Raw genomic sequence first — 25,287 nt, 5'->3', positions numbered from 1 at the left:
TCACCTACTGCGACTCGGAGTCGGAGGTGGTGGCGGGGCCGTCGAGCTCCTCCTCGATGGCGCGGGCGTGTGCCGCTTCGGCGGCGTCGTGTCGCTTGTCCCGGAAGAACATGATCACCTGGGCGATGTAGAAAAGCCCGATCATCGGCAGGGCCAGCATCAGCATGCTGATCGGGTCCTGGCTGGGCGTGGCCACCGCCGAGAAGACGAACAGCAGGAAGACGACCATCCGCTGGTGCTTGGCCACGGTGGCGAAGCGCAGCACGCCGACGACGTTCAGGAACACCATCAGCAGCGGCATCAGGAACGAGACACCGAAGATCGCCAGCATCGCCAGCGTGAAGTTCAGGTATTCGTTGATGGTGAGGATGTTCAGCGTGTCCTCGGGAGCGAAGCCGAGAAGCAGCCCCAGCCCCTTGTCCATGATGAAGTAGGCCAGCGCCGCCCCGGCGGTGAACAGCGGCACGGCGAGCCCGAGGAACGCGATGGTGTAGCGCCGCTCGTTCTGGTAGAGCCCGGGGGTGACAAACGCCCACAACTGATACAGCCAGAACACGGCCGACACCACAAGGCCGAACATCAGCGCGACCTTGAGATTCACGAAGAACGAGTCGAACACCCCGTTGACGAACAGCAGGCACTTGTCCTTGTCCAGCTGGTGCGCCTGCGGGAGCCGGCAGTACGGCTGTTTCAGGAACTTCCAGATGGGTTCGAAGAAGATGAACCCGACGACGGTGCCCGCCACGACGGCCAAGATCGCCTTGACCAATCGGTTGCGGAGCTCGCGGATGTGCTCCATGAGAGTCATCCGCCCGTCATCCGGCACGGAGGGAGTCGACCGCTTCAGCAGAGCCATCACGCTAGTCCTATGTCAGGAGACGGGTGGGAGGCCGGCGAAACGCGGTGGCGGGTCTCAGCCGGGGTTGCGCTCGTTCTGCGCCTGCGCGTTGACGGGAGCCTGGGTGTTGGCCACGGTCTGGGCGTCCTTGAGCCGCCGGTTCTCCTCCTCGAGCGCGCGCAGCCGCTCCTCGACCGACTGTCCGCCCGACGGGAGCTGCGCCGGCGGCGCCGCGGGCTCCGCCTTGGCCTGCACGACCTCGCCGGACTCGTCTTCGCTGAGCTTGCTGGTCTCCTTCTTGAACATGCGCAGCGACTGTCCCAGAGCCTTCGCGGTGTCGGGGAGCTTCTTCGCGCCGAACAGGAGGATCAGAACCAGAAGGATCAGAATCCATTCCATCGGACCAAGAGTGGGCATGTCATGTCCTTAAAGCGAGGGCCATGCTGTCTCCCCCGATCGTACGCGCAACCCGGGCGGTTCGTCCCCCTCCCCCGGCAGCATGCGCCTCGCCCTGGCCAACTCCGCGCCCAGGTCACGCGCCGCGGAGATCATCCGTACGGTCAGGACCGCCAGGACGGCGAGCCCGGCGACCGCCAGGGCGGCGCCCACGAAGATCCACGTCATGCCCGTCATGCTACGGGTCAGCCCGCGGCCGCGTAGTTGGCCAGGGCCTCCTCGGCCGTCGCGGCGACCTGATCGGCCAGGGAAGCGGGGGACACCACCTGCCCGCTGTCGCCCAGCCGCAGCGCGAGCCGTACCACCCAGGACTGGTCGCGGGCGCGCAGCGTCACCCGCAGGCGGCCCTCGCCCAGCTCCGTGACCTCCTCGCACGGGTAGTACTCGGCGACCCAGCGCCCGGCCGGGGTGAGCTCCAGCTCGACGAGCTCGTCGCGGTCGGACGGCCGGAAGACGCCCTCGGCGACGTCCATCGGCTCTGCCTCGGCGGGCGGATCGACCGGCACGTCCAGGACCTCGACCTCGACGATCCGGTCGATGCGGAACATCCGCATCGCCTCGGCGCGATAGCACCACCCCTCCAGATAGTGCCGCCCGTCCACGAGCACCACCCGCAGCGGGTCGACCTCGCGCGGGGTGATCTCGTCGCGTCCCGGCACGTAGTAGCGCAGGGACAGCCGCCGGCGCCGCCGGGTCGCGTCGGTGATCACGGCGTGGGCGTCGGGTGCGGCGCCGAGCTCCACGTGCACCTGGCTGCTGATCGTGGCCGTGCCCTCGGCCGCCGCCTGCTCCAGCTTGGCGATCACCCGGCCGAGCACGTCGCGGCCCTGGAACTCCGGCAGCTCGTCGAGCATGCGCAGCGCCACCAGCAGCGCGCTCGCCTCGTCCACGCCCAGCTTCAGCGGCCGGGCGATCGTGTCGGCGTTGTCGATGAGGATCTCGCCGCCGTCCCAGGACACGTCGATCAGGTCACCCGGGGTGTGCCCGGGCAGGCCGCACATCCAGACGAGTTGCAGGTCGTCGATGAGCTGCTTCTCCGACAGGCCGAACAACCGCGCCACCTCGGCGACCTCGGCCCCGGGATGCGACATCAGGTACGGCACGAGCGCCAGCAGCCTCGGCAGCCGGTCGGAGCTCATCGCAGCGCCTCCTTCTTCTGCGCCCCCTTCAGCCGGCGGATCACTGCCTCCCGCGCGTCCGGCGGATCGACGACCTTCGCGTGCGGGCCGAGGCTGGCGATCCACCCCGCCAGCCGTTCCGGGTCGGTGAACACCACCTCGGCCTCGTCCCACCCGTCGGACCCGGTGCGTACGGCCCGGGCGAGGTGCCGCAGGCCCTGGCAGGTGTCCTGCCGTACCAGAACCAGCGCGACCCGCTCGACCGGCTGCTCCGGGTAGCCGACCATCGCCCGCAGATCGACGCCCTCCGGCACGGTGAACGCCCCCGGGCGGCCGACCGGCGACACGCGGCCGGTGATGCGGCCCAGCCGGAAGACGCGGGAGGCGTCCCGATCGCGGTCGTGTCCCACGACGTACCACCTCCCGTAGCGGCTCACCACGCCCCACGGCTCGACGACCCGGGTGAGCACGGCCTCGCTGCCCGCCGAGCGGTAGTCGAAGGTCACCACCCGGCGGTCGCGCACCGCCTCCCACAGGGTGGGGAAGGCCGGATCGCGGGTGTGCAGCCGCAGCTCCAGCGGGCCTTCCGCGAGATCGGTCCGCACTCCCCCGGCCCTGAGCTTGAGCAGCGCGCCGCCGGCCGCGTCGGCGAGGCTGGCCCGCTGCCAGACCTGGGCGGCCAGGCCGAGCACGGCGGCCTCGTCCGGTTCCAGGGTGATCTCGGGCAGCTCGTAGGCCTCGCGCGGGATCCGATAGCCCGGATCGTCCTCCCACGGGTCCTTGTGCACCTCGATCGGGATGCCGATCTCGCGCAGCTCGTTCTTGTCGCGCTCGAACATGCGCTGGAAGGCCTCGTCGTTGTCCGGGTCGTAACCCGGGACCGCGTGCCTGATCTGCTCGGCGCTCAACGGCCGGTGCGTGGCGAGCAGGCAGATCACCAGATTGAGCAACCGCTCGGTCTTCCGCCGCGACATGGGGCCTCCCTTCGAGGAGAACGCTACCCTTTCCTGGTGATCCGATGGCGCAAAGGCGAGGTGACGCGGGTCCGGCGCGAGTGGCCGGGGGCGGTGGAGCTGGAGGCCGCCACCGAGGACGGACCGTGCCGGGCGCTGGCCTATCCCGCGCTGGTGGGACGGCCGGAGCCGGGCGACACCGTGCTGCTCAACACGACCGCGCTCGCCATGGGCCTCGGCACGGGCGGGTACGCGATGGTGGTCGCGGTGCCCGACCGGCTGCCGCCGGACCCCGCAGGCCCCGGACATCTGGTGAAGGCCCGCTACACGCCGCTGCAGGCGACGGTGGCGGGTGCGGACGAGCAGGGCTCGCCGCACCACGAGACGCTCAGGGACGCCGACTCCCTCGACGGCATGCCGGTCGTGATCGCCGACCTGCACTCGGCGCTGCCCGCGATCCTGTGCGGACTGTACGCCTCGGGACCGTACGCCTCCGGAGGCGACCGCGACCGGCCGCGGGTGGCGTACGTGATGCAGGACGGCGGGGCGCTTCCTGCGTGGTTCTCGATGTCGTGCGCGGAGTTGAAGGCGCGTGAGTGGCTGTGCGGGGTGATCACGGTCGGGCAGGCGTTCGGCGGCGATCTGGAGGCCGTCACCCTGCACGCCGGGCTGCTCGCCGCCCGCCACGTGCTGGACGCCGACGTCGCCGTGGTCGCGCAGGGCCCCGGCAACCTCGGCACCGGCACCCGCTGGGGGTTCTCCGGCGTGTGCGCCGGGGAGGCGGTGAACGCCGCCGCCGTGCTGTCGGGCCGGCCGGTCGCCGCCCTGCGGATCAGCGAGGGCGACCGGCGCGACCGCCACATCGGGGTGTCCCATCACTCGCTCACCGCCTATGGCCGGGTGGCGCTGGCCCCGGCCCGGGTCGTGCTGCCCGAGCTGCCCGGTGAGCTGGGCGATCGGGTGCGCGAGCAGGCCGCGCCCCTGGCCGTACGGCACGACCTCGTCAGCGTGCCCGTCGACGGGCTGCTCGACGCGCTCAAGGCCGCACCGGTCCGGCTGTCCACGATGGGCCGCGGCCTCGACGAGGACCTCGCCTACTTCCTGGCCTCCGCCGCCGCCGGCCGCCACGCCGCCGACCTGCTCGCCTCATGACAGGCGAGGCGCAGGATCTGGTCAGGCGCCGAATGCTTTCACGGCGAACCGCGTAATGCGCCGTGTGCTCTAGCGGGCGGGTTTATGCCAGGTCAGGGAGTATCGGCGGAGCACGTGACGGCGGTAACGCACGCCGGGCAGCAGCAGCCGCGCCGTGGATCGCACCTGCCCGTAGCTCATGCACGGGTCGGCCACCGGCATTCCCTCGGGGCCGCGGGCGCGACGCAGCACCTTGGTGATCCGTACGACCGGGGCGGCCGCCATCGTCGCCGCCCACTCCGCCGGGGTCGTCTCGCGGGCCAGGCCGACCACCACCAGCGTGCCGCCGGGGCGCAGCAGGTCGCGCATACGGGTGAGGGCCGCGGCGAAATCCATGTGGTGGATCGTGGACACCGAGCAGATGAAGTCGTAGCCGCCGATGGGGAGGTCGGCGGTGAGGAAATCGCCCTCGATGAAGTCGAGGCGCGGGTGTCCGGCGGCGAGCTCGCGGGCGCGGGCGATCATCGCCGGGGAGTTGTCGATGCCGGTGGCGCGCTTCGCCCGCCCGGTCAGCCTCCGCGCGAGCAGGCCGTCCCCGCAGCCGACGTCCAGCGCGTCGCCACAGCCCTCGGGGACGGCGCGGAGGATCCCCGGGTGTCTGGCGACGTTGGTGTTCCAGTAGGGCGCTGAGTCGGCCTGGCGCATCGGATCATTCTAGGTGCCGGAGAAGTCGTAGAAGTCCTGGAAGGTGAACGCCTCAGACGTCGGTCCCTGAGATCGGAGCAGGTCGAGGCGGGCCATGCCCTCCTCCAGCGACGGCGTGTACCCCCGGGGGACCCACCACATCACCGTGTACGGCTCGGCCACCCGATGGAACCACTCCCTCCGGCGGCGGAGCACCGGCAGATGCGGGCTGCGGTAGACGAAGTTCCACAACGCCTCGCGAGACTCCCACACCGAGAAGTTGACCAACAGGTGATCGCCGTAGTCGTGCTTCACCGTGTCGGTCGGCTGATCACCCCCCTTGAGGCGCCAGACGAACCCGGGCGCGGTGTCGGCGATCGCGTTGATCGGCTCAAGGGCGGCGACGAAGTCGGCCAACTGAGGGGCGTCGAGGGGAGCGATCAGCTGGGCGACGTTCAACTGAGCCAGATGCATGCCCCAAGTCTAAGTCAATTTTCATTGCTTTTAGAAGCGTCACCCTCGTGGAAAGCACCGTCCCCATTGGATGCACCACCCCCGGAAGGGCCCGGGGAGAACACGACACAGCACTCTCCGGGGCGCGGGTCGAGCACCGCTGTCTCCCCCGTGCCCGACGCGCTGAGCAGCCCCTGGCAGAGGGCGAGGTTCATCGAGCAGACGAGCAGCGGGCGATCATCGGCCAGCAGGTGGAAGGGACAGTTGCGCAGCCGGATCCGCCCATCCTCCTCGTACGGCTCATAGCCACGCCGGGCGAGCAGAGCGGACAGGTCGGCGTCGGGTACGGCATGGGCGGCGGCCAGGCGCTCCCCCGCGCGCCGGGCGGCCGCCTCGGCCTGCTCCTCGCCGCCCAGCGTCTCGACGGCCTCGGCGAGGATGAGGGCCATCGTGCGGTAGTCCCGGGGCGGCAGGCTCACCGCGCGCTCGCCGGCCCCTCTGCGGTAGACCTTCGCCGGGCGGCCGCTGCCCGGCCCGGTGCGGCCGGTCAGCCGCCGGAACCCCTGTTCCAGCAGCCCGGCCTCGACCAGCTTGTCCAGATGGAACGCGGCCAGTGTGCGACCGATGCCGGCCGCTGTCGCCGCCTCCTCGCGGCCCACGTCGCGCCCCTGCCCGACGACGAAGCGATAGAGCGCACGCCGCACCGGGTCACCCAGAGCGCCGACGGCATCGAGGTCGTCGTCGTGGGCTTCGATTTCCACAGCGAGCGGCCCGGTGAACGCGTCAGGCGGCGCCGAGGACGTCGACGACGAAGACCAGGGTGTCGGTGCCCTTGATCCCGGCCTGCTCGTTGCCGTCCTTGCCGTACCCGAGGTCCGGCGGGATCGTGAGGAGCACGCGGCTGCCGACCGGGACGCCGGTGAGGCCCTCGGACCAGCCCTTCACGACCTGGTCAAGGGCGAAGGACGCAGGCTCGCCACGCTCCCAGCTCGAGTCGAACTGCTTGTCGCTGCCCCAGATCTTGCCCACGTAGTGGGCCATGATCTGCTGGCCGGCCTTGACCTCGGGACCGGTGCCCTTGATCACCGTCTTGACGACGAGCTTGTCGGACGGCTTGGCGTCGGTCTTGGTGGTCAGCGTGGGCGCCTTGTCCCCACCCGGGTTCTCCAGCTTGACGCCCTTGATGCCGGGATCGACGGCGGGGCCCTCCACGGACTTCGCCACGGCCCCCATCACGTCGATCACCATCACCTGGTTGCTGGCGCCGAAGTCGACCCCCTGATTCTTGGCCTCCTCGACCTGCCCGGATTCCAGGCTGTCCTTCGCGATGACCGCCAGCTTGCGGCTGCCCGGCTTCGCGCCGAGCAGGGCCTCGTGCAGCGGCTTGGGCAACTGCGGGCTGACGCTGACGAACTCCGCCCTGCCCTGGTCGTAGGCCGAGCCCCCGGACTTGTTCTCCTTGCCGTCCCAGGTGTAGACGGTGACGTTCGCGGTGAGCACGTCCCCGTCCTTGGCCGGCGCGCCCTCACCCTCGATGATCGTGCGGGAGACCGAGGTCAGCGCGGGGGTCCCGGCCGGGAAGGTGACGTTGGGCTTCGAACCGACCTGCCCCTCCACCTTGATGTCGTCAGCGGAGACCACGGGCCCGGACGCGCCGGCGGACGCACCGGCGGAGGCACTGGCACCGGTGGCGGTGGTCCGCTGGGCGGTGCCGCAGGCCGCGGCGAACAACAGGGGAATGGTGGCGGCGGCGATTGCCGTACGGCGGCGCATGTGGGGTTTCCTCAGGAAGACAAGTGGGTCCGGGAAACACTACCCGAACCCACTGTCTGCCGGATGTAAAGGATCACATTCCGGCGATCAGCTTCTCGACCCGCTCGTCCACGCTGCGGAACGGATCCTTGCACAGCACGGTGCGCTGGGCCTGATCGTTGAGCTTCAGGTGCACCCAGTCGACCGTGAAGTCGCGCCGCTTCTCCTGGGCCCTGCGGATGAACTCTCCGCGCAGTTTGGCCCGCGTGGTCTGCGGCGGAACCGATTTCGCCTCGAAGATCTTGACGTCGCTCGCCACGCGCTCGACCGCCCCGCGCTTCTGCAGGAGGTAGAAGAGCCCGCGCTTGCGGTGCACGTCGTGGTAGGCCAGATCGAGCTGTGCGACCCGTGGCGACGACAGCGGCAGGTCGTACTTCTGCCTGTAACGTTCAATCATCTGGTACTTGGTGACCCAGTCGATCTCCCGGGAGACGAGGTCGAGATCACCGGTCTCCACCGCCCTGAGCGTGCGCTCCCACAGCTCGAGAACCCGCTTGCTGATCTCGTCGCCGCCGCGCCGCTCGACGAAGTCGCTCGCCTTGGTGAGGTACTCCTGCTGGATCTCCAGCGACGAGGCCTCCCGCCCGTTTGCCAGCCGGACCCGTCGCCGTCCGGTCATGTCGTGGGAGACCTCGCGGATGGCCCGGATCGGGTTCTCCAGGGACAGGTCCCGCATCACCACGCCGGCCTCGATCATGCGCAGCACCAGGTCGGTCGCGCCGACCTTGAGCAGCATGGTGGTCTCGCTCATGTTCGAGTCGCCGACGATCACGTGGAGCCGGCGGAACCGCTCGGCGTCGGCGTGCGGCTCGTCCCTGGTGTTGATGATCGGCCGGGATCGGGTGGTCGCCGAGGAGACCCCCTCCCAGATGTGCTCGGCCCGCTGGGAGACGCAGTAGACCGCCCCGCGCGGGGTCTGCAGCACCTTTCCGGCGCCGCAGATGATCTGCCGGGTCACCAGGTAGGGGATGAGGACGTCGGCCAGCCGGCCGAACTCACCGTGCCTGCCGACCAGGTAGTTCTCGTGGCAACCGTAGGAGTTGCCGGCCGAGTCCGTGTTGTTCTTGAACAGGTAGATGTCTCCCGCGATGCCCTCCTCGCGGAGCCGCTTCTCGGCGTCCACGAGGAGACCTTCCAGGATGCGCTCACCCGCCTTGTCGTGGGTCACCAGTTCCACGACGTTGTCGCACTCCGGGGTGGCGTACTCCGGATGGCTGCCCACGTCGAGGTAGAGACGCGCACCGTTGCGCAGGAAGACGTTGCTCGATCGGCCCCAGGACACCACTCGCCGGAACAGGTACCGCGCCACCTCGTCCGGTGACAGCCTCCGCTGTCCGCGAAACGTGCAGGTGACGCCGTACTCGTTCTCCAGCCCGAAGATGCGTCGATCCATCACCTAACCCTATTCCCCGAAACGGGCGATCGAACAGTGATCAGGACGTGTAGATCTCGACGACCTTCACGATCTGGCGATTCTTGACCGTGATCAGCGCGTACAGCCCGCCCTTGTCGGCCCGGGAGATCAGCCTGTCCCGGGAGCAGCGCTGGGTTCCCACATAGCTGCTGTTGATCGTCTGGTCCTTACCGTCGCAGCCGACGGCGCTGAGGAAGACGACGTTCTGGGCGATCGGCGCGGCGAAGGCGGTCACGTCGCCCTCGGGCGGTCCCTCGAAGCGGCCCGAGGTCGAACCGCCGTACTCCGGCACCCAGCGAACCGGAACGTACTCGGCCACGTTCGCGTCGTTCATCGCGCGCATCTCGCCGCGCAGGACGCCGTCCCGGCTCGGGCTGATGCCCTTGGTGAAGTCGTGGCCGGGATCGGACTGGAAGACCTCGCCGAACACCGCCGGGGTCTTGTCCGAGATCGGCTGCCGCTCCTCGTCTTCTGCCGGCTGGGCGACCGGCTCGGCCGAGGGGCTCGCCGAGCCCTCCGGCTCCTCCGGCGCCTCCGACGGAGCCTCGGCGGACGGCTCGGCCGGCGTCGCCGTCACCGTGACCGTCGCGGTGGCGGCCACGGGGGAGCCGGCCTCGCCGGAGCAGGCGGACAGGGAGAGGAGTGCGACGGCGGCCGCGGCCGGAACCGCCGCCCGCCGGAAAAGGTCAAATGTCGTCATAACCGGATGAGACTAGCGAACTCCCGATCTGGTTGTGACCATCTCGATCATCGCCTCCCGGCGGTCCGGCGGCTCCGGCCCGGCTTCCGCCTATTCGGGCGAGCCCGTGTCGATGTCGCCCTCCGGCGCGGTCGGCGGCGTCCGGTCGCCGGCCGGGGCCGTACCCTCTTCGCCGCTCTCCGGGCTCTCGGGGGCCTCCTCGGCCTCCTGCTCGGCGGCGGCCGCCGCCTCGGCCAGCAGCCGCTCCAGGCGTGCGCCGGTGAGCCGGAGGAACTTGCGGTGCTCCCTGCTCCGGTCGAGGACCGCCACCTCCAGCTGGGTGGACGGCGGCCGTTCGCCGCCCGGCTCGGTCAGCGCGGCCAGGGCCGCGTCGAGCGCGCGCGGCAGCGGCAGCCCGTCCCGGTAGCGCTCCTTGAGCCGTCCGGCCACCGCGTCGGACTGACCGCCTATGACGGCCATTCCCTGCTCGTCGAAGACCGATCCGTCGAAGGTGAGCCGGTAGATCTGATCGTCGTTCGGGCTCTCCCCGACCTCCGCCACGACGATCTCCACCTCCAGCGACTTGATCGACTCCGTGAAGATCATTCCGAGCTGCTGGGCGTAGAGGTTGGCGAGTCCCCTGCCGGTCACGTCGTTGCGGTTGAAGGTGTATCCGTTGATGTCCGCATAGCGGATGCCGGCCAGGCGGAGCGACTCGAACTCGTTGTACCGCCCGACCGCGGCGAAGCCTATCCGGTCGTAGATCTCGCTGATCTTGTGGAGGGCCTTGGACGGGTTGGGGGCCACGAACAGGATGCCGTCCGCGTACTGCATGACGACCACGCTGCGGCCACGCGCGATGCCCTTACGCGCATACTCCGCCCTGTCCCGCATGATCTGCTCGGGTGAGGCATATCCAAAGGGCATGGACACCGGGGGTGATCCTCTCTACGTCAGCGCAGCGGCGCGGTCGGGCCTTCTGGATCGGTCATCCGCCCCTCCAGCATGGACTGGACGAGCTCGGCGACCTCCTCGTCCGGCAGTCGGCGGAAGCCGTCCTCGGTGATCACGGCGACCACCGGCCAGATCTTCCTTGTGACGTCGGGCCCGCCGGTCGCCGAGTCGTCGTCGGCCGCGTCGTAGAGCGCGTGCAGGCACGCCAGCACCGCGTCCCGGGGGGTGGACTCCGGCCGGTACAGCTTCTTCAGCGAACCCCTGGCGAAGATCGAACCCGAGCCGATCGAGTGGTGGTCATGCTGTTCGTACGGCCCGCCGCCCACGTCGTAGCTGAAGATGCGGCCCTTGCCCGCGTTCTCGTCGTACGCCGCGAACAGCGGGACGACCGCCAGGCCCTGCATGGCCATGCCCAGATTTCCACGGATCATGGTGGCCAGGCGCTGGGCCTTGCCCTCGGTGGACAGCGACCTGCCCTCCGTCTTCTCGTAGTGCTCCAGCTCCACACGGAAGAGCCGGGCCACCTCCAGACCCATGCTCGCGGTGCCCGCGATGCCCATGCAGGAATGGTCGTCGGTGCGGAAGACCTTCTCGATGTCCCGCTGCGAGATGATGTTTCCGGAGGTCGCGCGCCGGTCACCTGCCATGACGACTCCGCCTGCGCAGGTCACGGCGACGATCGTGGTCGCGTGCGGGATCTGGTCGCCTACCGGCGCCGCCAGCGCCCGTTCCCGGGTGGGCAGCAGATTCGGGGCGTAGGCCCCGAGGAACTCGGTGAACGACGACGACCCCGTGTTCGTGAAGAGGTGGTTCATCCAGGCCTGCTGAGATGCCACGCGACTCCCTCCAAGCTTGCGTTGTTACGCCCGACCCTACTCATGTCTCCCCACTCGTTGCACTCTTCCCGATCAGCTGAACGCGAACCGGTGCCCGAGCCGTACGGTTTCCAGGAGTTCCGGCCTGGGGACGGTGATGCCGTGAAAAGGTGACGCGGGGGCGGGGGGCCATGGACGCGTTGAGAGTGGGCGTCGTGGGGCTGGGCGTGGTCGCGCAGGTCGTCTACCTGCCGCTGCTGGCCCGGCGGTGGGACATGTTCCAGGTGGCCGCCGTGTGCGACCTGGACCGCGACCACGCGGAGGAGGTCGGCCGCGGGCTGGGCGCACGGGCGTACGGCGACCCGGCCGAGATGCTGGACGCGGGCGGCGTCGATGCGGTGCTCGTGCTCACCCCCGGCTGTCACGGCGCTCTCGTGCGGGCCGCGCTGGAGCGCGGCCACTGGGTGCTGTGCGAGAAGCCCCTGGCCTACAGCCGTGCCGAGGTGCGCGACCTGGCGGCGGCGGGCGAGGCCCGGCTGATGGTCGGCTACATGAAGCAGTACGACCCCGCGGTCCAGCGGCTGCTGGAGTGCCTCCACGAGGTCGGCGGCCCGGAGTGCGTGCGCCACCTGGACGTCACCGTGCTGCATCCCTCCGGGGAGTCCCAGCGCCTGTTCGCCCGCGCGCGGGCGTCCGGCTCCCCTCGCCCCGAGCGGATCGCCCCCTACCTGGAGGCAGCGGAGCGGTCGGTCACCGCCGCCGTCGGCGCCGCGCCGGAACGGCTGCGCCGCCTCTACTCCGAGGTCCTGTTGGGGAGCGTGAGCCACGAACTGGCGCTCATGCGGCTGTTCGCCGAGCCGTCCCCCGGACCGTCCCCATGGTCATCCCAGCGGCCGTCTCAGGGGCCGTCTCAGGGGCCGTTTCAGGGGTCTGCGCGGCCGCATCGGGGACAGGACTCCCGGATCCCGCCGACCGTGGACCACGTGGCCGTCTGGCCGCCGGACGCCTTCCCACCGTCGATCGAGGTGACCGGGGCCCTGCCCGGGACGCCGGCCGCCGCCGGACGCGGCAGGTACGGCCTGCGCTGGCACTACCTGCCGAGCTACCCCGCCTACCACGAGTCGGTGACGCTGCACCACGAGCACGGCTCGCTGGAGCTGCTCTTCCCCTCCCCCTACCTGCTCAACGCGCCGACCCGGCTCTCCGTCAGATCGCGGGTGGGAACCACCGAACGGACGATGGTCTTCCTGGACGTCGCCGAGGCCTTCGAGCGGCAGCTCGTCGCCTTCCACCGGTTCGTCACCCAGGACGAGCCGCCGCTCACCGGGCTCGGCGGGGCGCTACGGGACATCGTCGCGGCCCAGCGGATCATCCGTGCGTACGCCGGCTCCACCGGGACGCAGCTGGGCGGCGAATGCGCGGAGGAGGCCGGGGAGGGCACCGGCGGCCCCTGACCGCTGGGGCATCGGTCGAGTGAACGGACACCGCTGAGGAAGTCCCTGATCGCTCCGGTCGCCGCACCGGGAGGAAGCTCCGGTCCGCCGCCGGGTCCCGGCGAGCGGATCCCGGCATGCGGTCCTCGTTCCCTCCCGCTTCGCTCCCCGCACCCCGGCTGACGATCACTTGAGCGAGCCCTCTGGGCGGCCCGGGAACGAGACAGCGGGGCGTGCTCGGCTCCTGCACCGCCCCGCTGGAAGTCTCGGAGAATTCGTACGGCCCGCGCTCCGTCCCGTCGTGATCGCGACCGGTCGGCCTCGCCGGCCCGGCCCCCTACTGACCACCCTTCTGCACGTAGCTGCGGACGAACTCCTCCGCGTTCTCCTCAAGGACCTCGTCGATCTCGTCGAGGATCGCGTCGACGTCGTCGGTGAGTTTCTCGTTGCGCTCCTGCACGTCCGGGGACGCCTGCGCCTCGACCTCCTCGACCTCGTGATCCTGGCGGCCCGTCTGCTTCTGGCCGCCGGTCTCCTTGGTCGCCATATCTCCCACCTCCGGTGCTCGGGGGACCCCTCTCTCCCTATCTTCCCCGAACCGGACGACAATGCGCGCGAAAGGTCTCGCGGTCTTCACCGCCCGGCGCCGGTAGACCGGATCGTTATCGAGGTCGGGCTCCCGTACGTCCCCTGTGGTCACCGTTGGGACCGTTCCCAGGGAGAATGTGACCTACGGGATCATGGGACGACGGGTGGCTGATGGAGACCGGGGAACGGCGACTGCTGGCGAAGCGCTACCGGCTGCTGTCACCACTGCGCCGGGACGGCGCGGGGATCATGTGGCACGCGCACGATCTACGCCTCAAGCGGGATGTGGCGATCAAGGAGGTGCAGCCGCCGTACCGGGCGGATGCGGTGGACCTCCCGGCGGCGCGACGACAGGCCCTGCGCGAGGCGCGCTCGGCCGCCCGCCTGAGCCATCCCGCGATCATCACGGTGCACGACCTGCTGGAGGACCGTGGCCGGCTCTGGATCGTCACCGAACTGCTGCAGGGCCTCACACTCGGCGACACCCTGCGGCACCTGGGGCGCCTGCCGGTGCACTGGGCCGGTTGGGTGGGGTTCCAGCTCCTGGCCGGCGTACGGCACGCGCACGCGATGGGCGTGCTGCACGGTGACATCCGTCCGGACACCGTCCTGCTGACCGAGGACCGGGTGGTCCTCACGGATTTCGGGATCGCGGCCTACGACCGCGACTCCTCGTCGTCGGCCACGGTCCCGATCGTGCGCACCGGGGTCTACCTCGCACCCGAGCGGCTGCACGGGGCGCCGCCGTCGGTCGCGGCCGACCTGTGGTCGTTCGGCGCCACGCTCTACTTCGGCATCGAGGGCGTGCCTCCCGTCGCGGCCGGCGGGTCCGTCCCGCCGCCGTCGGCCGGGCCGCTCACGGGGCTGCTGACGGCGCTGCTGCGCCGCGACCCGCGCGAGCGGCCCACGGCCGAGCAGGCGGCCGCCGTACTGGTCGAGTTCCTGCGGCGGCGGGGCATCCCGGCGGCGCCGCCCGGCCGCCGGGCCCTTGATCCCGTGCCCCGCACCTCGGCGCGCTGAGCACGGCTTCTCCCTGGGACGCGGGCGGTCAGCTCTCCCCGGTGAGCGCGGCGACGAGGTCGGCGGCGGTGCGGCACCGGTCGAGCAGGTCGCCGACGTGCGCCTTGGTCCCCCGCAGCGGCTCCAGGGTCGGCACGCGCTGCAGCGACTCCCGGCCGGGAATGTCGAAGATCACCGAGTCCCAGGAGGCCGCGGCCACCGTGTCGCTGTACTGGCGCAGGCACCGGCCGCGGAAGTAGGCGCGGGTGTCGGTGGGCGGCAGCTCGACGGCGCGATCGACCTCCTCGTCGCTCACCAGCCGCTGCATCCGGCCGCGCGCCACGAGGCGGTTGTAGAGGCCGCGGTCGGGGCGGATGTCGGAGTACTGCAGGTCCACGAGCTGCAGGCGCGGATGGGACCAGGGCAGGCCGTCCCTGGTCCGGTAGCCCTCCAGGATCTCCAGCTTGGCCACCCAGTCGAGCTCCCTGGACAACTGCATGGGATCCTCGGCGAGCCGGGTGAGCACGGACTCCCAGCGGGCCAGCACGTCCTTGGTCATCTCGTCGGCGCCGGCGCCGAAGCGGTCCTCGACGTACTTGCGCGCCTGCTCCAGATACTCCATCTGCAGCTGGACGGCGGTCATCTTCCGCCCGTTGCGCAGGGCGATCTCGTACCGGCAGGTCGGGTCGTGCGACACCGCCCGCAGCGCCGCGACCGGCGACTCGGGGGTGAGGTCGGCGGTGAGGAACCCCTCCTCGATCATCGCGAGGACCAGCGCTGTGGTCCCCAGCTTCAGATACGTCGAGATCTCCGACATGTTGGCGTCGCCGATGATCACATGCAGGCGACGGTACTTCTCGGGGTCGGCGTGCGGTTCGTCCCGGGTGTTGATGATCGGCCGCTTGAGCGTGGTCTCCAGACCGACCTCGACCTCGAAGAAGTCGGCCCGCTGGCTGATCTGGAAGCCGTCGCCGCGCGAGTCCTGCCCGATGCCGACCTTGCCTGCGCCGCAGACGACCTGGCGCGACACGAAGAACGGTGTCAGGTGCCGCACGATGTCGGCGAACGGCGTGGCCCGCCGCATCAGGTAGTTCTCGTGACAGCCGTAGGAGGCGCCCTTGGCGTCGGTGTTGTTCTTGTAGAGCTGGATGGGGGCGTTGCCGGGCATCGCCGAGGCGCGGACCGCCGCGTCGTACATCACCCGCTCCCCGGCCTTGTCCCAGATCACCGCTGCGCGTGGGTTGGTGCACTCGGGTGTGGAGTACTCCGGATGAGCGTGGTCGACGTACAATCGCGCGCCGTTGGTGAGGATCACGTTGGCCAGGCCGAGGTCCTCGTCGGTGAGCTGGCTCTGGTCGGCCACCTCACGGGCCAGGTCGAAGCCCCGGGCGTCGCGGAGCGGGTTCTCCTCCTCGAAGTCCCACCGTGCGCGGCGTGCCCGCGCCGCCGATGCCGCGAGATAGGCGTTGACGACCTGTGAGGAGGTCACCATCGCGTTCGCCCCGGGCTGCCCGGGTACGGCGATGCCGTACTCGGTCTCGATGCCCATCACCCGCCGTACCGTCATTCGCACCCCGCCGCTCAGGCCGTCGTCAGTTATATCCCCGAGCCTAGGTCATGTTTCACAAACCATGCCCTGCCGGACCCGGGCCGCGTCAACACTCCCTGGCCCTTTCTCTATGCCCTGTTGCCAGACACTTACGGCACGGATGCCCGATGACTTCGCCTGGAGCCTCTGGCCGGGCGCACACGGGCGCGCAGCGCCTCCAGGACGGTCTTCAGCAGCCGCTGGCCCGGCTTGTCGACGATCCGGTAAACCAGATAGGCCAGTGCGATGGAGACGCCCATCGTGATCGCGGCGAGCACCCAGGGGTCGAACTCGTCGCGGTAGGCCGGGATGAGGACGGCCGAGACGTTCTGGTGCAGGAGGTACAGGGGGTAGGTCAGGGCGCCCACGGTGATCAGGGGCCGCCAGTTCAGCCAGCGCAGCCAGCCGAGCGCGACGGCGGCCATCAGCAGGTAGATCAGCGTAATGGCGACGATCACCCCCTCCGGCGGCGCGGGGAAGTGCTTGAGGCCGATCATGTCCACCCGTGACCCCACGCGCAGCTGGGCGACGTACAGGGACATCGCGAAGGAGGCGGCCACGAACAGCCACGGCCCCCAGGCACGCGCGCCGAACCGGTAGATCAGGTAGAAGGCCATCCCGCCGATGAAGTACGACGCCTGCCGGGGCAGGAAGACGAAGACCAGCACGTCGTTCTGGGTGAACTCGGCGGCCAGGGCGAGCGCGAGCCAGGTCCCCATGAAGACCAGGCAGCGCCGTACGGTGACCCCGAACAGCGAGAACACGGCAACGAGGACGTAGAAGCGCAGCTCCACCCACAGCGACCAGAAGACGCTGCCAGCGTGGCCCACCCCGAACGCGCCCTGCAGCATGGTCAGGTTGAGCAGGTACTCGCCGTCGTCGAGCTTCGGATCGAAGCCGGAGACACCGCTGAAGCGGTAGAGGATGAAGATCACGAGAACGGCGAACCAGTACGCCGGATACAGCCGGGCCACCCGGGAGATCGCGAACTGACCGATGGTGCGGCCCCACACGCTCATCAGGATGACGAATCCGCTGATGAGGAAGAACAGCTCCACGCCGAGGATGCCGAGCGTCGTCAGGCGGTTGACCTCGGAGAACAGGGTGGTCGGGTGCTCGTTCCACAGAGATCGGCTGGCCGCCAGGTAGTGGAAGGACATGACGGCGAACGCCGCGACGAACCTGAGGGCGTCCAGCTCGACGAGGCGGCGACCCTTCCCCGCCTGAGTGCCGCCGCCCCCGCCGGCCCTACCCCCGGCGTCCCTGTCTCCGGTGGCCCGACCCCCCGCGGCCTTGTCCTCGGCAACACCTAGGTAGATCACTCACCTTTGACGTGATCGCGTACGAGCCGGTTCCCCGGTTCTCGGATCTTGCCCAGTCGGAGACCTGGCCGATATGCGGTCGAGACTCCACGCTCGACGAAGCGGCGTCGGCAGGGCACGCGAAACGAGGGAGAGGGCAGAACGAGAGAGGGGGCGCGATCGCTCGCGCCCCCTCCACTTCGCGGTATCGAATTACAGGTACTGACCGGTATTGGCGACCGTGTCGATCGACCGGCCGGCCTCGGTGCCCTGCTTGCCCTGCACGAGCGTGCGGATGTAGACGATCCGCTCGCCCTTCTTGCCGGAGATCCTGGCCCAGTCGTCGGGGTTGGTGGTGTTGGGCAGATCCTCGTTCTCGGAGAACTCGTCGACGCAGGCGGCCAGCAGGTGCGAGATCCGCAGGCCTTTCTGCCCGGTGTCGAGGAACTCCTTGATGGCCATCTTCTTGCCGCGGTCCACGATGTTCTGGATCATCGCTCCGGAGTTGAAGTCCTTGAAGTAGAGGACCTCCTTGTCGCCGTTGGCGTAGGTCACCTCCAGGAAGCGGTTCTCCTCGCTCTCGGCGTACATCCGCTCGACGACCCGCTGGATCATCTCCAGGATCGTGCTCTCACGGCTGCCACCGTGCTCGGTCAGATCGTCCGCGTGCAGCGGCAGCTCGCTGACCAGGTACTTCGAGAAGATGTCCTTGGCGGCCTCGGCGTCCGGCCGTTCGATCTTGATCTTCACGTCCAGGCGGCCGGGCCGCAGGATCGCGGGGTCGATCATGTCTTCGCGGTTGGACGCGCCTATGACGATGACGTTCTCCAGGCCCTCGACGCCGTCGATCTCCGACAGGAGCTGAGGGACGATGGTGTTCTCCACGTCGGAGGAGACGCCGGACCCCCGGGTCCGGAAGATCGAGTCCATCTCGTCGAAGAACACGATCACCGGGGTGCCCTCGGAGGCCTTCTCCCGGGCCCGCTGGAAGACCAGGCGGATGTGCCGCTCGGTCTCGCCGACGTACTTGTTCAGCAGCTCGGGGCCCTTGATGTTGAGGAAGAAGCTCTTGCCGGACTGGCCGGTCTTCTCCGCGACCTGCTTGGCCAGGGAGTTGGCCACGGCCTTGGCGATGAGCGTCTTGCCGCAACCGGGCGGCCCGTACAGCAGCACGCCCTTCGGCGGACGGAGCTGGTGCTCCCGGAACAGGTCGGCGTGCAGGTAGGGCAGCTCGATGGCGTCCCTGATCTGCTCGATCTGCCGGTTGAGCCCGCCGATCTCCTCGTAGGAGATGTCCGGGACCTCTTCCAGCACGAGCTCCTCGACCTCGGCCTTCGGGATCCGCTCGTACACGTAGTTCGACCGGGGTTCGAGCAGGAGTGAGTCGCCGGCGCGCAGCGGCTGGTCCAGCAGCGAGTGCGCGAGCTTGACCACCCGTTCCTCGTCCGCGTGCGAGATGACGAGGGCGCGGTCGCCGTCCTCAAGGAGCTCCTTGAGCATGACGATCTCGCCGACCTCCTCGAAGCCGAGGGCCTCCACGACGTTGAGCGCCTCGTTCAGCATGACCTCCTGGCCACGCTTGAGCGACTCGACGTCCACGGCCGGGCTGACGTTCACCCGGAGTTTGCGGCCGCCGGTGAACACCTCCACCGTGCCGTCTTCCCTGGCCTCGAGGAACACACCGAAGCCTGACGGCGGCTGCGCCAGCCGGTCGACCTCCTCCTTGAGGGCGACTATCTGGTCCCTGGCCTCCTTGAGGGTGGAAACCAGCCGCTCGTTCTGGCTGGTGAGGGCGGCCACCTGCGCCTGCGCCTCATGGAGACGTTCTTCGATGATCCTGGCCTGCCGGGGAGACTCGGCCAGCTTCCGCCGCAGCGCGGTGATCTCCTCCTGCAGGAAGGAGACCTGTGTTGTGAGATCCGCGACCTCCCGTTCGCGCTGCGCGGCTCGAGCCTCGGCGTCGTCGCGAGCTGCCACGCCCCGTCACCTCCTTCCCCGTCGAGAACGACTACTCAAGACCCTACCTATCTTGGCGCTGTACGTAACCTGGCCGGGCAGTGTTCGTGTAGTTACGTTGGGTGTTCGGCGTTTGATGCCTAATGGACCGTTTAATCGGCTCAGCATTAGGAACACACCCTTATGTTCCCGTGTCACGCGGTTTTGCCGGTTCGTGGCTGAATCGTCACACTAGTTCGGCCCCTTCTCCGTACGCCCCCTTTGCCGGGCGTCTTCTCCTCGGCGGCGGGGTGACCCCCTCCGCCATGCGACGGGCCGTGACGAGAAAGCCGGTGTGACCGACCATCCGATGATCTGGTCGTACGGCCAAGCCCTCGACATGCCAGTCGCGAATCAAGGTCTCCCACGCGTGAGGCTCGGTGAAACTCCCGTGCTCGCGCAGGGTTTCCACCGTTCTGGACATCTGGGTGGTTGTGGCGACATAGCAGCAGATAACCCCACCCGGAGTGAGGGCCTTGGCCGCGGCGTCGACGCACTCCCACGGCGCGAGCATGTCGAGGATCACCCGGTCGACGTCCGTCTCGTCGAGCGCCGCCACGAAGTCGCCGACCACCAGCCGCCACTGGTCCATCGGACCACCGAAGAACTTCTGCACGTTCCTGGTGGCCACCTCGGCGAAGTCCGCCCGCCTCTCGTAGGAGGTCACCGATCCCTCGGGACCGACCGCGCGCAGCAGGAAGCACGTGAGCGCGCCCGACCCCACCCCGGCCTCGACCACCCGGGCGCCGGGGAAGACATCGGCCATCGCGACGATCTGGGCGGCGTCCTTGGGGTAGATGACCGCCGCGCCGCGCGGCATGGACAGCACGTAGTCGGGCAGCAGGTGCCGGAACGCCAGATACGCGGTGCCGCCGGAGGAACGGACGACCGAGCCCTCCGGCTGCCCGATCAGGTCATCGTGCGGGATCGATCCCTTGTGCGTGTGGAAGACCCCGCCCTCCTTCAGCGTCACCGTGTGCCGCTTGTTCTTCGGGTCGGTGAGCTGAACCTGATCTCCGGCCTGGAACGGCCCGTGCCTGCGAAAGCCCATGCTGAAAACACTAGTGCCGCGACCGCCGAGGTTTGCCCGGGGCAAAGGTCGGCGGGAGGGGCACCGGTGCCCTCCACCGCTGTTCTGCCGGGCGGGAAATCCGTCGCGGATCGGCGAAGCGACCGGTAACAATCGAGCATGTTTCCCCAAGAGGTCATCTCCGCCGGACCGGTCGTCCTGCGGCTCCCCGTCGAAGCGGACGCCGACGCCGTGACCCGGGCCTGCTCCGATCCGGCGATAGCTCGATTCATCCCGTTGGTCCCTTCGCCGTACACCCCGAACGACGCGCTGGAGTGGATCACCGTGGTCACCCCCGACACCTGGAAGGCGGGCGGGGCCAACTTCGTGATCGCCGACCGGGTGACCGGCGAGATGCTGGGCGTGATCGGCCTGCAGCCGGCGGACCGGTACGGCAACGGCGAGGTCGGCTACTGGCTCGCGCCCCGGGCACGCGGCCGCGGGGCCGCCACGACCGCGCTGCGCGCGCTCGCCGACTGGGCGTTCGCCCACGGGCTGTCGCGCATGACGCTGCGGGCCGACGTCGAGAACGTCGCGAGCCAGTTGGTCGCCCGCCGCGCCGGGTTCGCCCTCGAAGGCGTGCAGCGCGGGGCACAGGCCAGGCGGGACGGCTCCCGCGCCGACCTGGCGGCGTACGCCCGGCTGGCCACGGACTCCGGCGAGCCGATCACGCCGCTGCTGCCGTTCCTCCCCGGCGGTCATCCCGGCGGCGCGCTCACCGACGGGGTCGTACGGCTCACGCCGCTCGCGGCGGCCGACGCCGACGACTGGCACGCGCTGACGAACGTCCCGGACGTCGTCCGCTACCGTGTGCCGCCGCAGCCGATCGAACGCGCCGAGGCCCGGGAACGCTGCCGGTACGCGGGCCACCGATGGCTGGCCGGGCAGCAGGCCGACATGGTGATCAGAGACGCGGAGACGGGCGCCTTCGCCGGGGACATCCAGCTCGCCAACATCATCCCGCCGCTGGGCCAGGCCATGGTCGGCTACAGCCTGCACCCCGGCTTCCGCGGACGCGGCCTGGTCACCCGCGCCGTGCGCCTGCTCGTGGAGTGGGCCTTCGCCGACACCTCGCTCGGCAGGATCGTCGCCGGCACCGACCCGGGCAACACGGCCTCGCACCGCGTGCTCGAACGGGCCGGTTTCACCCGCGAGCACCTCGCGAAGGGCCTGCTGCCCGGCCCGGACGGCACCCGCGTCGACGACCTCCAGTGGGTGCGCCTGCGCCCCTGAGGGTCACCCGCCGCGCCGGGCCTCGTAGCGCATCGTCCGGGAGACGCCGACCCGCACGGTCGTGCCGGGCAGGATCGGGACCGGCTCGCTCGGCGGGATGTCGTAGAAGTTGGGGTCGCCCGGCGGCTGGATCTGCGTCCCGTTGACCGAGCCGAGATCGATCAGGTTGACGTCCCAGTTGTTCAGGGCGATCCGCAGGTGCCGCCGGGAGACCGAGCCGTCCGGGCTGGTCACCCGGACCGGCCGGGCCTCGCCCGACTGGACCTCGGGCGCGCGCTCGGGGTCGCGCCCGAGCACGTAGTCGCCGTCGAGCGACAGCGCCACCCCGTCGTCGAGCAGGAGCACGCCGAGCTGCGGCCGGGGCCCCTTGTACGGCACGACGGCCCGCTGGTCGATGCCGACGCCGCAGACGGCGCAGTAGGGCGCGCGCGGGTCGTTGAAGTGGTCGTTCCTGCAGTCGACGCCGTAGACCATGAGCAGCCCGTCGGAGTCGGGGGGAGTGTCGAGCCGGGTGATCTCCCCCGGCTCCTCCTCGGCGGCGGGAACGTCCGGCGGCAGGCTCTCCGGCTGCGCCTCCTCCCCCGACGGCGCGTGGTCCCCCTGCCCCGGGATCGGTCCCGGCATCGGCCCGGGAACGGGTACGGAGATGGGCCCGGAGATCGGCCCGGGGACGGGCGGTGGAATCGGCTCGGAGGCCGGCCCGAAGATCGGCCCGGAATTCGGACCGGTGCCGGGGTGCGGGCCCGATATGGGCGCGGGCTCGGCCTGCGGCTGGGAGGTCGGCGGAGCGGAAAGCGGCGGCAGCGGCGGAGCGGGCAACGGCGGCGTGGGCGGGCCCGGAGGCACGGGCGGCGCGGGCGGCGCGGGCGGCGCGATCGGTCCGGGCGCGACGGGCGACGGCACCACCGGCTCCTGAGCGGCGATCGGCTCGGGCGGGCCGGGAGGGGCCGGCCGCACCTGCTGAGGCCGGTGCTGCGGGACGGGCGGCGGGGGGAAGGCGCGCTCACCGGCCTGGGTGAAGTCGCATTCGAGGCCGGCTCCGGTGACCACGCCGCCGTCGAGCCTGCCGTACGGGACGGCCGGGCCCGCCCCCGGCAGCCGCAGCTCGATCTTGGCGACGGGGCCGGCCACCAGCCGGTCCATCCAGGTGAGCGCCTCACGCCCGGCCAGGTGGACGTCGCCGTCAGGGCCGCCCGAGACGGTCGCGAACGCGTCACCGCTGACCAACACGGCCACCCCGCCGGCGACCGGGCCGGCGACGGCGCAGGCCACCGGCTCACCCGTGATCTGTCCGTCCATGGCCCGGGCGAGGACGTGGGCGACCCTGCGGGCCAGGGCGCGGCCGTCCCCGCCGGCCACGGCCGTCTCGTGCAGGGCTCCCAGCAACTCCTCGACCGGCTGGCCGGTCGCGCACACCAGCAGTAAGCCGTTCAGATGAGCGACCACGCCCTCCCCCGGCAGCGGGCGGACCACCCCCACGCCCTGTTCCGTCACAGAACTCTCCCTCCCGGAAACGCCACCGGATGAACCGCGCCGCGGTCGATACCGTTCGACCCCCAGAACGTAGCAAAAAGTGACACCACCCGGTCTCGGGGGATTGGTCTCGATCGGATCGCTCAGGCGCCGCTCAGCGGCCGGTCAGACCCCGCTGAACACGCGGTTGACGTCGGCCGTGGCCAGCACGCCGAAGATCTCGCCGCCACGCTCGACCAACAGGTACTCCCCCGCCGGGGTCTCGCGCATGGCGTCGAGCAGAGACTCCCCCTCCAGGTCGGCGCCGAGCACGAGCGACGGCTCCAGGCTACGCGTCACGGATCCGACGTCGACCCACGGCCTGCGCTGTTCCGGGGTGGCGTTGACGGCGGCCTCGTTGACGATCCCGACCGGCCGCCCGTCGTGGTCGACCAGGACCATCGCGCCGGCTCCCGCCTCGACGGCGCGGCGCAGCGCCTCGGCCAGCGGCGTGCCCGCGGTGACCGGGATCGCCCGCCGGGCCAGCAGCCGGGCCCGCAACTGCGGCAGGCGTGCCCGGACCCGGGCGATCCGCAGCGACTGGGACGCACCGATCCAGATGAACGAGGCGAGCACGACCGACCACAGCATCTCGCCGAGTCCCGGCTCCTGGCCGGCCATCAGGTTCAGCAGCAGCGGCACGGCGACGACCGCGACGGCCACGCCGCGGCCCACCCAGGCGGCGGCGAGCGTGCCGGTGCCGGACCTGCTGGTGACCTTCCAGACGGCGGCGCGCAGCATCCTGCCGCCGTCGAGCGGCAGCCCGGGCAGCAGGTTGAACACGCCGACGATCAGGTTCGACCACCACAGTTGCCAGACCAGCACGGTGATGACGCCCGTCGGGGGGACCACGAAGGCGTAGAACAGGTAGCCGATCCCGGCGAGCCCCAGCGACAGCAGCGGCCCGGCGAAGGCGACGTTGAACTCGCGGCCCGCGGTCTCCGGCTCGCGCTCGATCTCCGAGACGCCGCCGAGCATGTACAGCGTGATGCGGCGCACCGGCAGGCCGTAGTGCTTGGCCACGACGCAGTGGGCGAGCTCGTGCAGCAGGACCGACAGATACAGCAGTACGGCGAAGGCCAGCGCCACGGCGTAGGTCCCGAACTCGCCGTAGCCGGGCAGCATGGCGGCGATGTGCGGCTGAAAAGTGATCGTGATGAACGCCGCCACGATGAGCCATGTCGGTGAGACGTACACCGGAATACCGAACGGGCGCCCCATCCGCAGCCCCTGGGACGACCCGTTGACAGGTGTGCTCATAACTCGCCGCCTTCCCTCCCTTGACCCCGATGCTACGTGCCGCGGGTGGGATCAGCGTATGAGGCCGGGAGGCGTTCTGTCGGCCAGGTGCCTTACAGTGCAGGGCATGACCCTCGCCGAAGAGCGCTCGATCATCGGCGCGCTGTCCCCCTCCCGTGCCGGCGACTTCATGACCTGCCCCCTGCTCTACCGCTTCAGAGTGATCGACCAGCTTCCCGAGCGGCCCTCTCCGGCGGCGGTGCGCGGCACGCTCGTCCACGCGGTGCTGGAGCGGTTGTACGACCTGCCCGCGCAGGGCCGTACGGTCGCGGCGGCCCTCGACCTGCTGGAGCCGGAGTGGAACCGGCTGCTGGAGGAGGAGCCGGAATACGGCGGGCTCTTCTCCGACGACGGGGAGCGGGACGCCTGGCTGACCCAGGCCAGGGGCATGGTGGAGCGCTACTTCACGCTGGAGGATCCGCAGCGGCTGGAGCCGGCGCAGCGGGAGATGTATGTGGAGGCGGTGCTCGACAGCGGGTTGCTGCTGCGCGGCTACATCGACCGCCTCGACGTCGCGCCCACCGGGGAGACGCGGATCGTCGACTACAAGACCGGCGCGGCGCCGGGGCGCGACTTCGAGGCCAAGGCGCTGTTCCAGATGAGGTTCTACGCGCTGGCGCTGTGGCGCAGCGGGGGCGCCGTGCCGCGGATGCTCCAGCTCATGTACCTGGGCAACGGGGAGATCCTCCGCTACGTGCCCGACGAGGCCGACCTGCGGGCCACCGAGCGCAAGGTCGAGGCGCTGTGGACGGCGATCGAGCGGGCGGTCCGCACCCGCGAGTGGCGGGCCCGGCCCTCCCGGCTGTGCGACTGGTGCGATCATCAGGCGCTGTGCCCGGAGTTCGGCGGCACGCCGCCGCCGGTCCCCGACCGCGAGCCCCGCCTGTCCGCGCGGGTGAGCAGGCGGGCCGCGACCGACGAGATCTGACCCGGGCGCGGCCCGGCGTCCGTCTCCTCCGTTGG

General features: G+C 70.2%; 25 protein-coding genes. 5 read left to right on the top strand and 20 right to left on the bottom strand.

The features are described from left to right. Positions 1 to 4: 4 nt before the first annotated feature. From tatC to AP234_RS31920, 5 genes are read right to left on the bottom strand one after another with little or no spacing between them, the layout of a single operon-like run. Entirely contained in the window at positions 5 to 856 is an 852-nt protein-coding gene (gene tatC / locus AP234_RS31940) for a twin-arginine translocase subunit TatC (RefSeq protein WP_055483485.1), read from the bottom strand. Positions 857 to 913: 57 nt separating this feature from the next. After that, positions 914 to 1,237, bottom strand: a complete 324-nt coding sequence (gene tatA / locus AP234_RS31935; RefSeq protein ID WP_063843170.1) for a twin-arginine translocase TatA/TatE family subunit — start codon at positions 1,235 to 1,237, stop codon at positions 914 to 916. Between the two features lie 27 nt (positions 1,238 to 1,264). After that, positions 1,265 to 1,462 carry a hypothetical protein gene (locus tag AP234_RS31930; protein ID WP_055483483.1) on the bottom strand — a complete coding sequence of 66 codons (198 nt, stop codon included), beginning with the start codon at positions 1,460 to 1,462 and terminating at the stop codon, positions 1,265 to 1,267. 17 nt (positions 1,463 to 1,479) lie between these two features. After that, positions 1,480 to 2,433 carry a helix-turn-helix transcriptional regulator gene (locus AP234_RS31925; RefSeq protein WP_055483482.1) on the bottom strand — a complete coding sequence of 318 codons (954 nt, stop codon included), beginning with the start codon at positions 2,431 to 2,433 and terminating at the stop codon, positions 1,480 to 1,482. Next, positions 2,430 to 3,386 (bottom strand): WYL domain-containing protein, encoded by a 957-nt coding sequence (locus AP234_RS31920; protein ID WP_055483481.1) that lies wholly within the window; start codon positions 3,384 to 3,386, stop codon positions 2,430 to 2,432. The genes AP234_RS31925 and AP234_RS31920 overlap by 4 nt, the downstream gene beginning before the upstream one ends. Positions 3,387 to 3,422: 36 nt before the next feature. Here AP234_RS31920 and AP234_RS31915 point away from each other — a divergent pair, with 36 nt between their 5' ends. Then, positions 3,423 to 4,517, top strand: coding sequence for a DUF3866 family protein (locus tag AP234_RS31915; protein ID WP_055483480.1), 1,095 nt, complete (start codon positions 3,423 to 3,425; stop codon positions 4,515 to 4,517). Between the two features lie 69 nt (positions 4,518 to 4,586). On the opposite strand, the gene AP234_RS31910 is transcribed toward AP234_RS31915, so the two are convergent. The 8 genes from AP234_RS31910 to prcB all read right to left on the bottom strand — a co-directional run bounded on the left by AP234_RS31910 (position 4,587) and on the right by prcB (position 11,307). Continuing rightward, a complete protein-coding gene (locus AP234_RS31910; RefSeq protein ID WP_055483479.1) occupies positions 4,587 to 5,201 on the bottom strand; it encodes a class I SAM-dependent methyltransferase in 615 nt (204 codons plus the stop codon). Positions 5,202 to 5,210: 9 nt separating this feature from the next. Further along, positions 5,211 to 5,654 (bottom strand): DUF3291 domain-containing protein, encoded by a 444-nt coding sequence (locus AP234_RS31905; RefSeq protein WP_055483478.1) that lies wholly within the window; start codon positions 5,652 to 5,654, stop codon positions 5,211 to 5,213. A 14-nt stretch (positions 5,655 to 5,668) separates the two neighbouring features. After that, entirely contained in the window at positions 5,669 to 6,394 is a 726-nt protein-coding gene (locus AP234_RS31900; RefSeq protein WP_235558497.1) for a helix-turn-helix transcriptional regulator, read from the bottom strand. A gap of 22 nt (positions 6,395 to 6,416) precedes the next feature. Continuing rightward, complete coding sequence (locus AP234_RS31895; RefSeq protein WP_055483477.1) at positions 6,417 to 7,406, bottom strand: FKBP-type peptidyl-prolyl cis-trans isomerase; 990 nt, start codon at positions 7,404 to 7,406, stop codon at positions 6,417 to 6,419. Between the two features lie 73 nt (positions 7,407 to 7,479). Next, on the bottom strand, positions 7,480 to 8,838 hold the full coding sequence (gene pafA, locus AP234_RS31890) for a Pup--protein ligase (RefSeq protein WP_055483476.1): 1,359 nt from the start codon (positions 8,836 to 8,838) through the stop codon (positions 7,480 to 7,482). 40 nt (positions 8,839 to 8,878) lie between these two features. Beyond that, the gene (locus tag AP234_RS37500; RefSeq protein ID WP_055483475.1) at positions 8,879 to 9,559 is read right to left on the bottom strand and encodes a hypothetical protein; all 681 of its coding nucleotides are present in this window, start codon (positions 9,557 to 9,559) and stop codon (positions 8,879 to 8,881) included. A gap of 90 nt (positions 9,560 to 9,649) precedes the next feature. Next, positions 9,650 to 10,465 carry a proteasome subunit alpha gene (gene prcA, locus AP234_RS31880; protein ID WP_083502617.1) on the bottom strand — a complete coding sequence of 272 codons (816 nt, stop codon included), beginning with the start codon at positions 10,463 to 10,465 and terminating at the stop codon, positions 9,650 to 9,652. 26 nt (positions 10,466 to 10,491) lie between these two features. Then, positions 10,492 to 11,307, bottom strand: a complete 816-nt coding sequence (gene prcB / locus AP234_RS31875) for a proteasome subunit beta (protein WP_055483473.1) — start codon at positions 11,305 to 11,307, stop codon at positions 10,492 to 10,494. Between the two features lie 191 nt (positions 11,308 to 11,498). On the opposite strand from prcB, the gene AP234_RS31870 reads away from it, so the two are divergent. Then, a complete protein-coding gene (locus AP234_RS31870; protein ID WP_083502611.1) occupies positions 11,499 to 12,761 on the top strand; it encodes a Gfo/Idh/MocA family oxidoreductase in 1,263 nt (420 codons plus the stop codon). 316 nt (positions 12,762 to 13,077) lie between these two features. On the opposite strand, the gene AP234_RS31865 is transcribed toward AP234_RS31870, so the two are convergent. Next, entirely contained in the window at positions 13,078 to 13,287 is a 210-nt protein-coding gene (locus AP234_RS31865) for a ubiquitin-like protein Pup (RefSeq protein WP_055483471.1), read from the bottom strand. 212 nt (positions 13,288 to 13,499) lie between these two features. Between AP234_RS31865 and AP234_RS31860 the strand changes: the two genes are divergently transcribed. Further along, the gene (locus AP234_RS31860; RefSeq protein ID WP_055483470.1) at positions 13,500 to 14,348 is read left to right on the top strand and encodes a serine/threonine-protein kinase; all 849 of its coding nucleotides are present in this window, start codon (positions 13,500 to 13,502) and stop codon (positions 14,346 to 14,348) included. A 28-nt stretch (positions 14,349 to 14,376) separates the two neighbouring features. Here AP234_RS31860 and dop read toward each other — a convergent pair whose 3' ends face one another. The 4 genes from dop to AP234_RS31840 all read right to left on the bottom strand — a co-directional run bounded on the left by dop (position 14,377) and on the right by AP234_RS31840 (position 20,262). Beyond that, positions 14,377 to 15,894, bottom strand: a complete 1,518-nt coding sequence (gene dop, locus AP234_RS31855; RefSeq protein WP_083502610.1) for a depupylase/deamidase Dop — start codon at positions 15,892 to 15,894, stop codon at positions 14,377 to 14,379. 131 nt (positions 15,895 to 16,025) lie between these two features. Beyond that, positions 16,026 to 17,237 (bottom strand): acyltransferase family protein, encoded by a 1,212-nt coding sequence (locus AP234_RS31850; protein WP_200926809.1) that lies wholly within the window; start codon positions 17,235 to 17,237, stop codon positions 16,026 to 16,028. A 192-nt stretch (positions 17,238 to 17,429) separates the two neighbouring features. Continuing rightward, positions 17,430 to 19,193, bottom strand: a complete 1,764-nt coding sequence (arc, locus tag AP234_RS31845) for a proteasome ATPase (protein ID WP_055483469.1) — start codon at positions 19,191 to 19,193, stop codon at positions 17,430 to 17,432. 205 nt (positions 19,194 to 19,398) lie between these two features. Next, positions 19,399 to 20,262 carry a tRNA (adenine-N1)-methyltransferase gene (locus AP234_RS31840; protein WP_055483468.1) on the bottom strand — a complete coding sequence of 288 codons (864 nt, stop codon included), beginning with the start codon at positions 20,260 to 20,262 and terminating at the stop codon, positions 19,399 to 19,401. Between the two features lie 138 nt (positions 20,263 to 20,400). Here AP234_RS31840 and AP234_RS31835 point away from each other — a divergent pair, with 138 nt between their 5' ends. After that, complete coding sequence (locus AP234_RS31835) at positions 20,401 to 21,513, top strand: GNAT family N-acetyltransferase (RefSeq protein WP_055483467.1); 1,113 nt, start codon at positions 20,401 to 20,403, stop codon at positions 21,511 to 21,513. Between the two features lie 3 nt (positions 21,514 to 21,516). Here the strand turns inward: AP234_RS31835 and AP234_RS31830 are convergent, their stop codons facing one another. Then, the gene (locus AP234_RS31830; protein ID WP_055483466.1) at positions 21,517 to 23,007 is read right to left on the bottom strand and encodes an FHA domain-containing protein; all 1,491 of its coding nucleotides are present in this window, start codon (positions 23,005 to 23,007) and stop codon (positions 21,517 to 21,519) included. 144 nt (positions 23,008 to 23,151) lie between these two features. Beyond that, positions 23,152 to 24,285, bottom strand: coding sequence for a site-2 protease family protein (locus tag AP234_RS31825; RefSeq protein ID WP_055483465.1), 1,134 nt, complete (start codon positions 24,283 to 24,285; stop codon positions 23,152 to 23,154). Between the two features lie 106 nt (positions 24,286 to 24,391). On the opposite strand from AP234_RS31825, the gene AP234_RS31820 reads away from it, so the two are divergent. Further along, the gene (locus AP234_RS31820; RefSeq protein ID WP_055483495.1) at positions 24,392 to 25,252 is read left to right on the top strand and encodes a RecB family exonuclease; all 861 of its coding nucleotides are present in this window, start codon (positions 24,392 to 24,394) and stop codon (positions 25,250 to 25,252) included. Positions 25,253 to 25,287 lie beyond the last annotated feature (35 nt).

The organism is Sphaerimonospora mesophila, assembly GCF_001417795.1.
Classification (GTDB): Bacteria; Actinomycetota; Actinomycetes; order Streptosporangiales; family Streptosporangiaceae; genus Sphaerimonospora; species Sphaerimonospora mesophila.
Note: the sequence above shows the minus strand (reverse complement) of the source record. Positions and strands in the feature narration are given on the sequence as shown.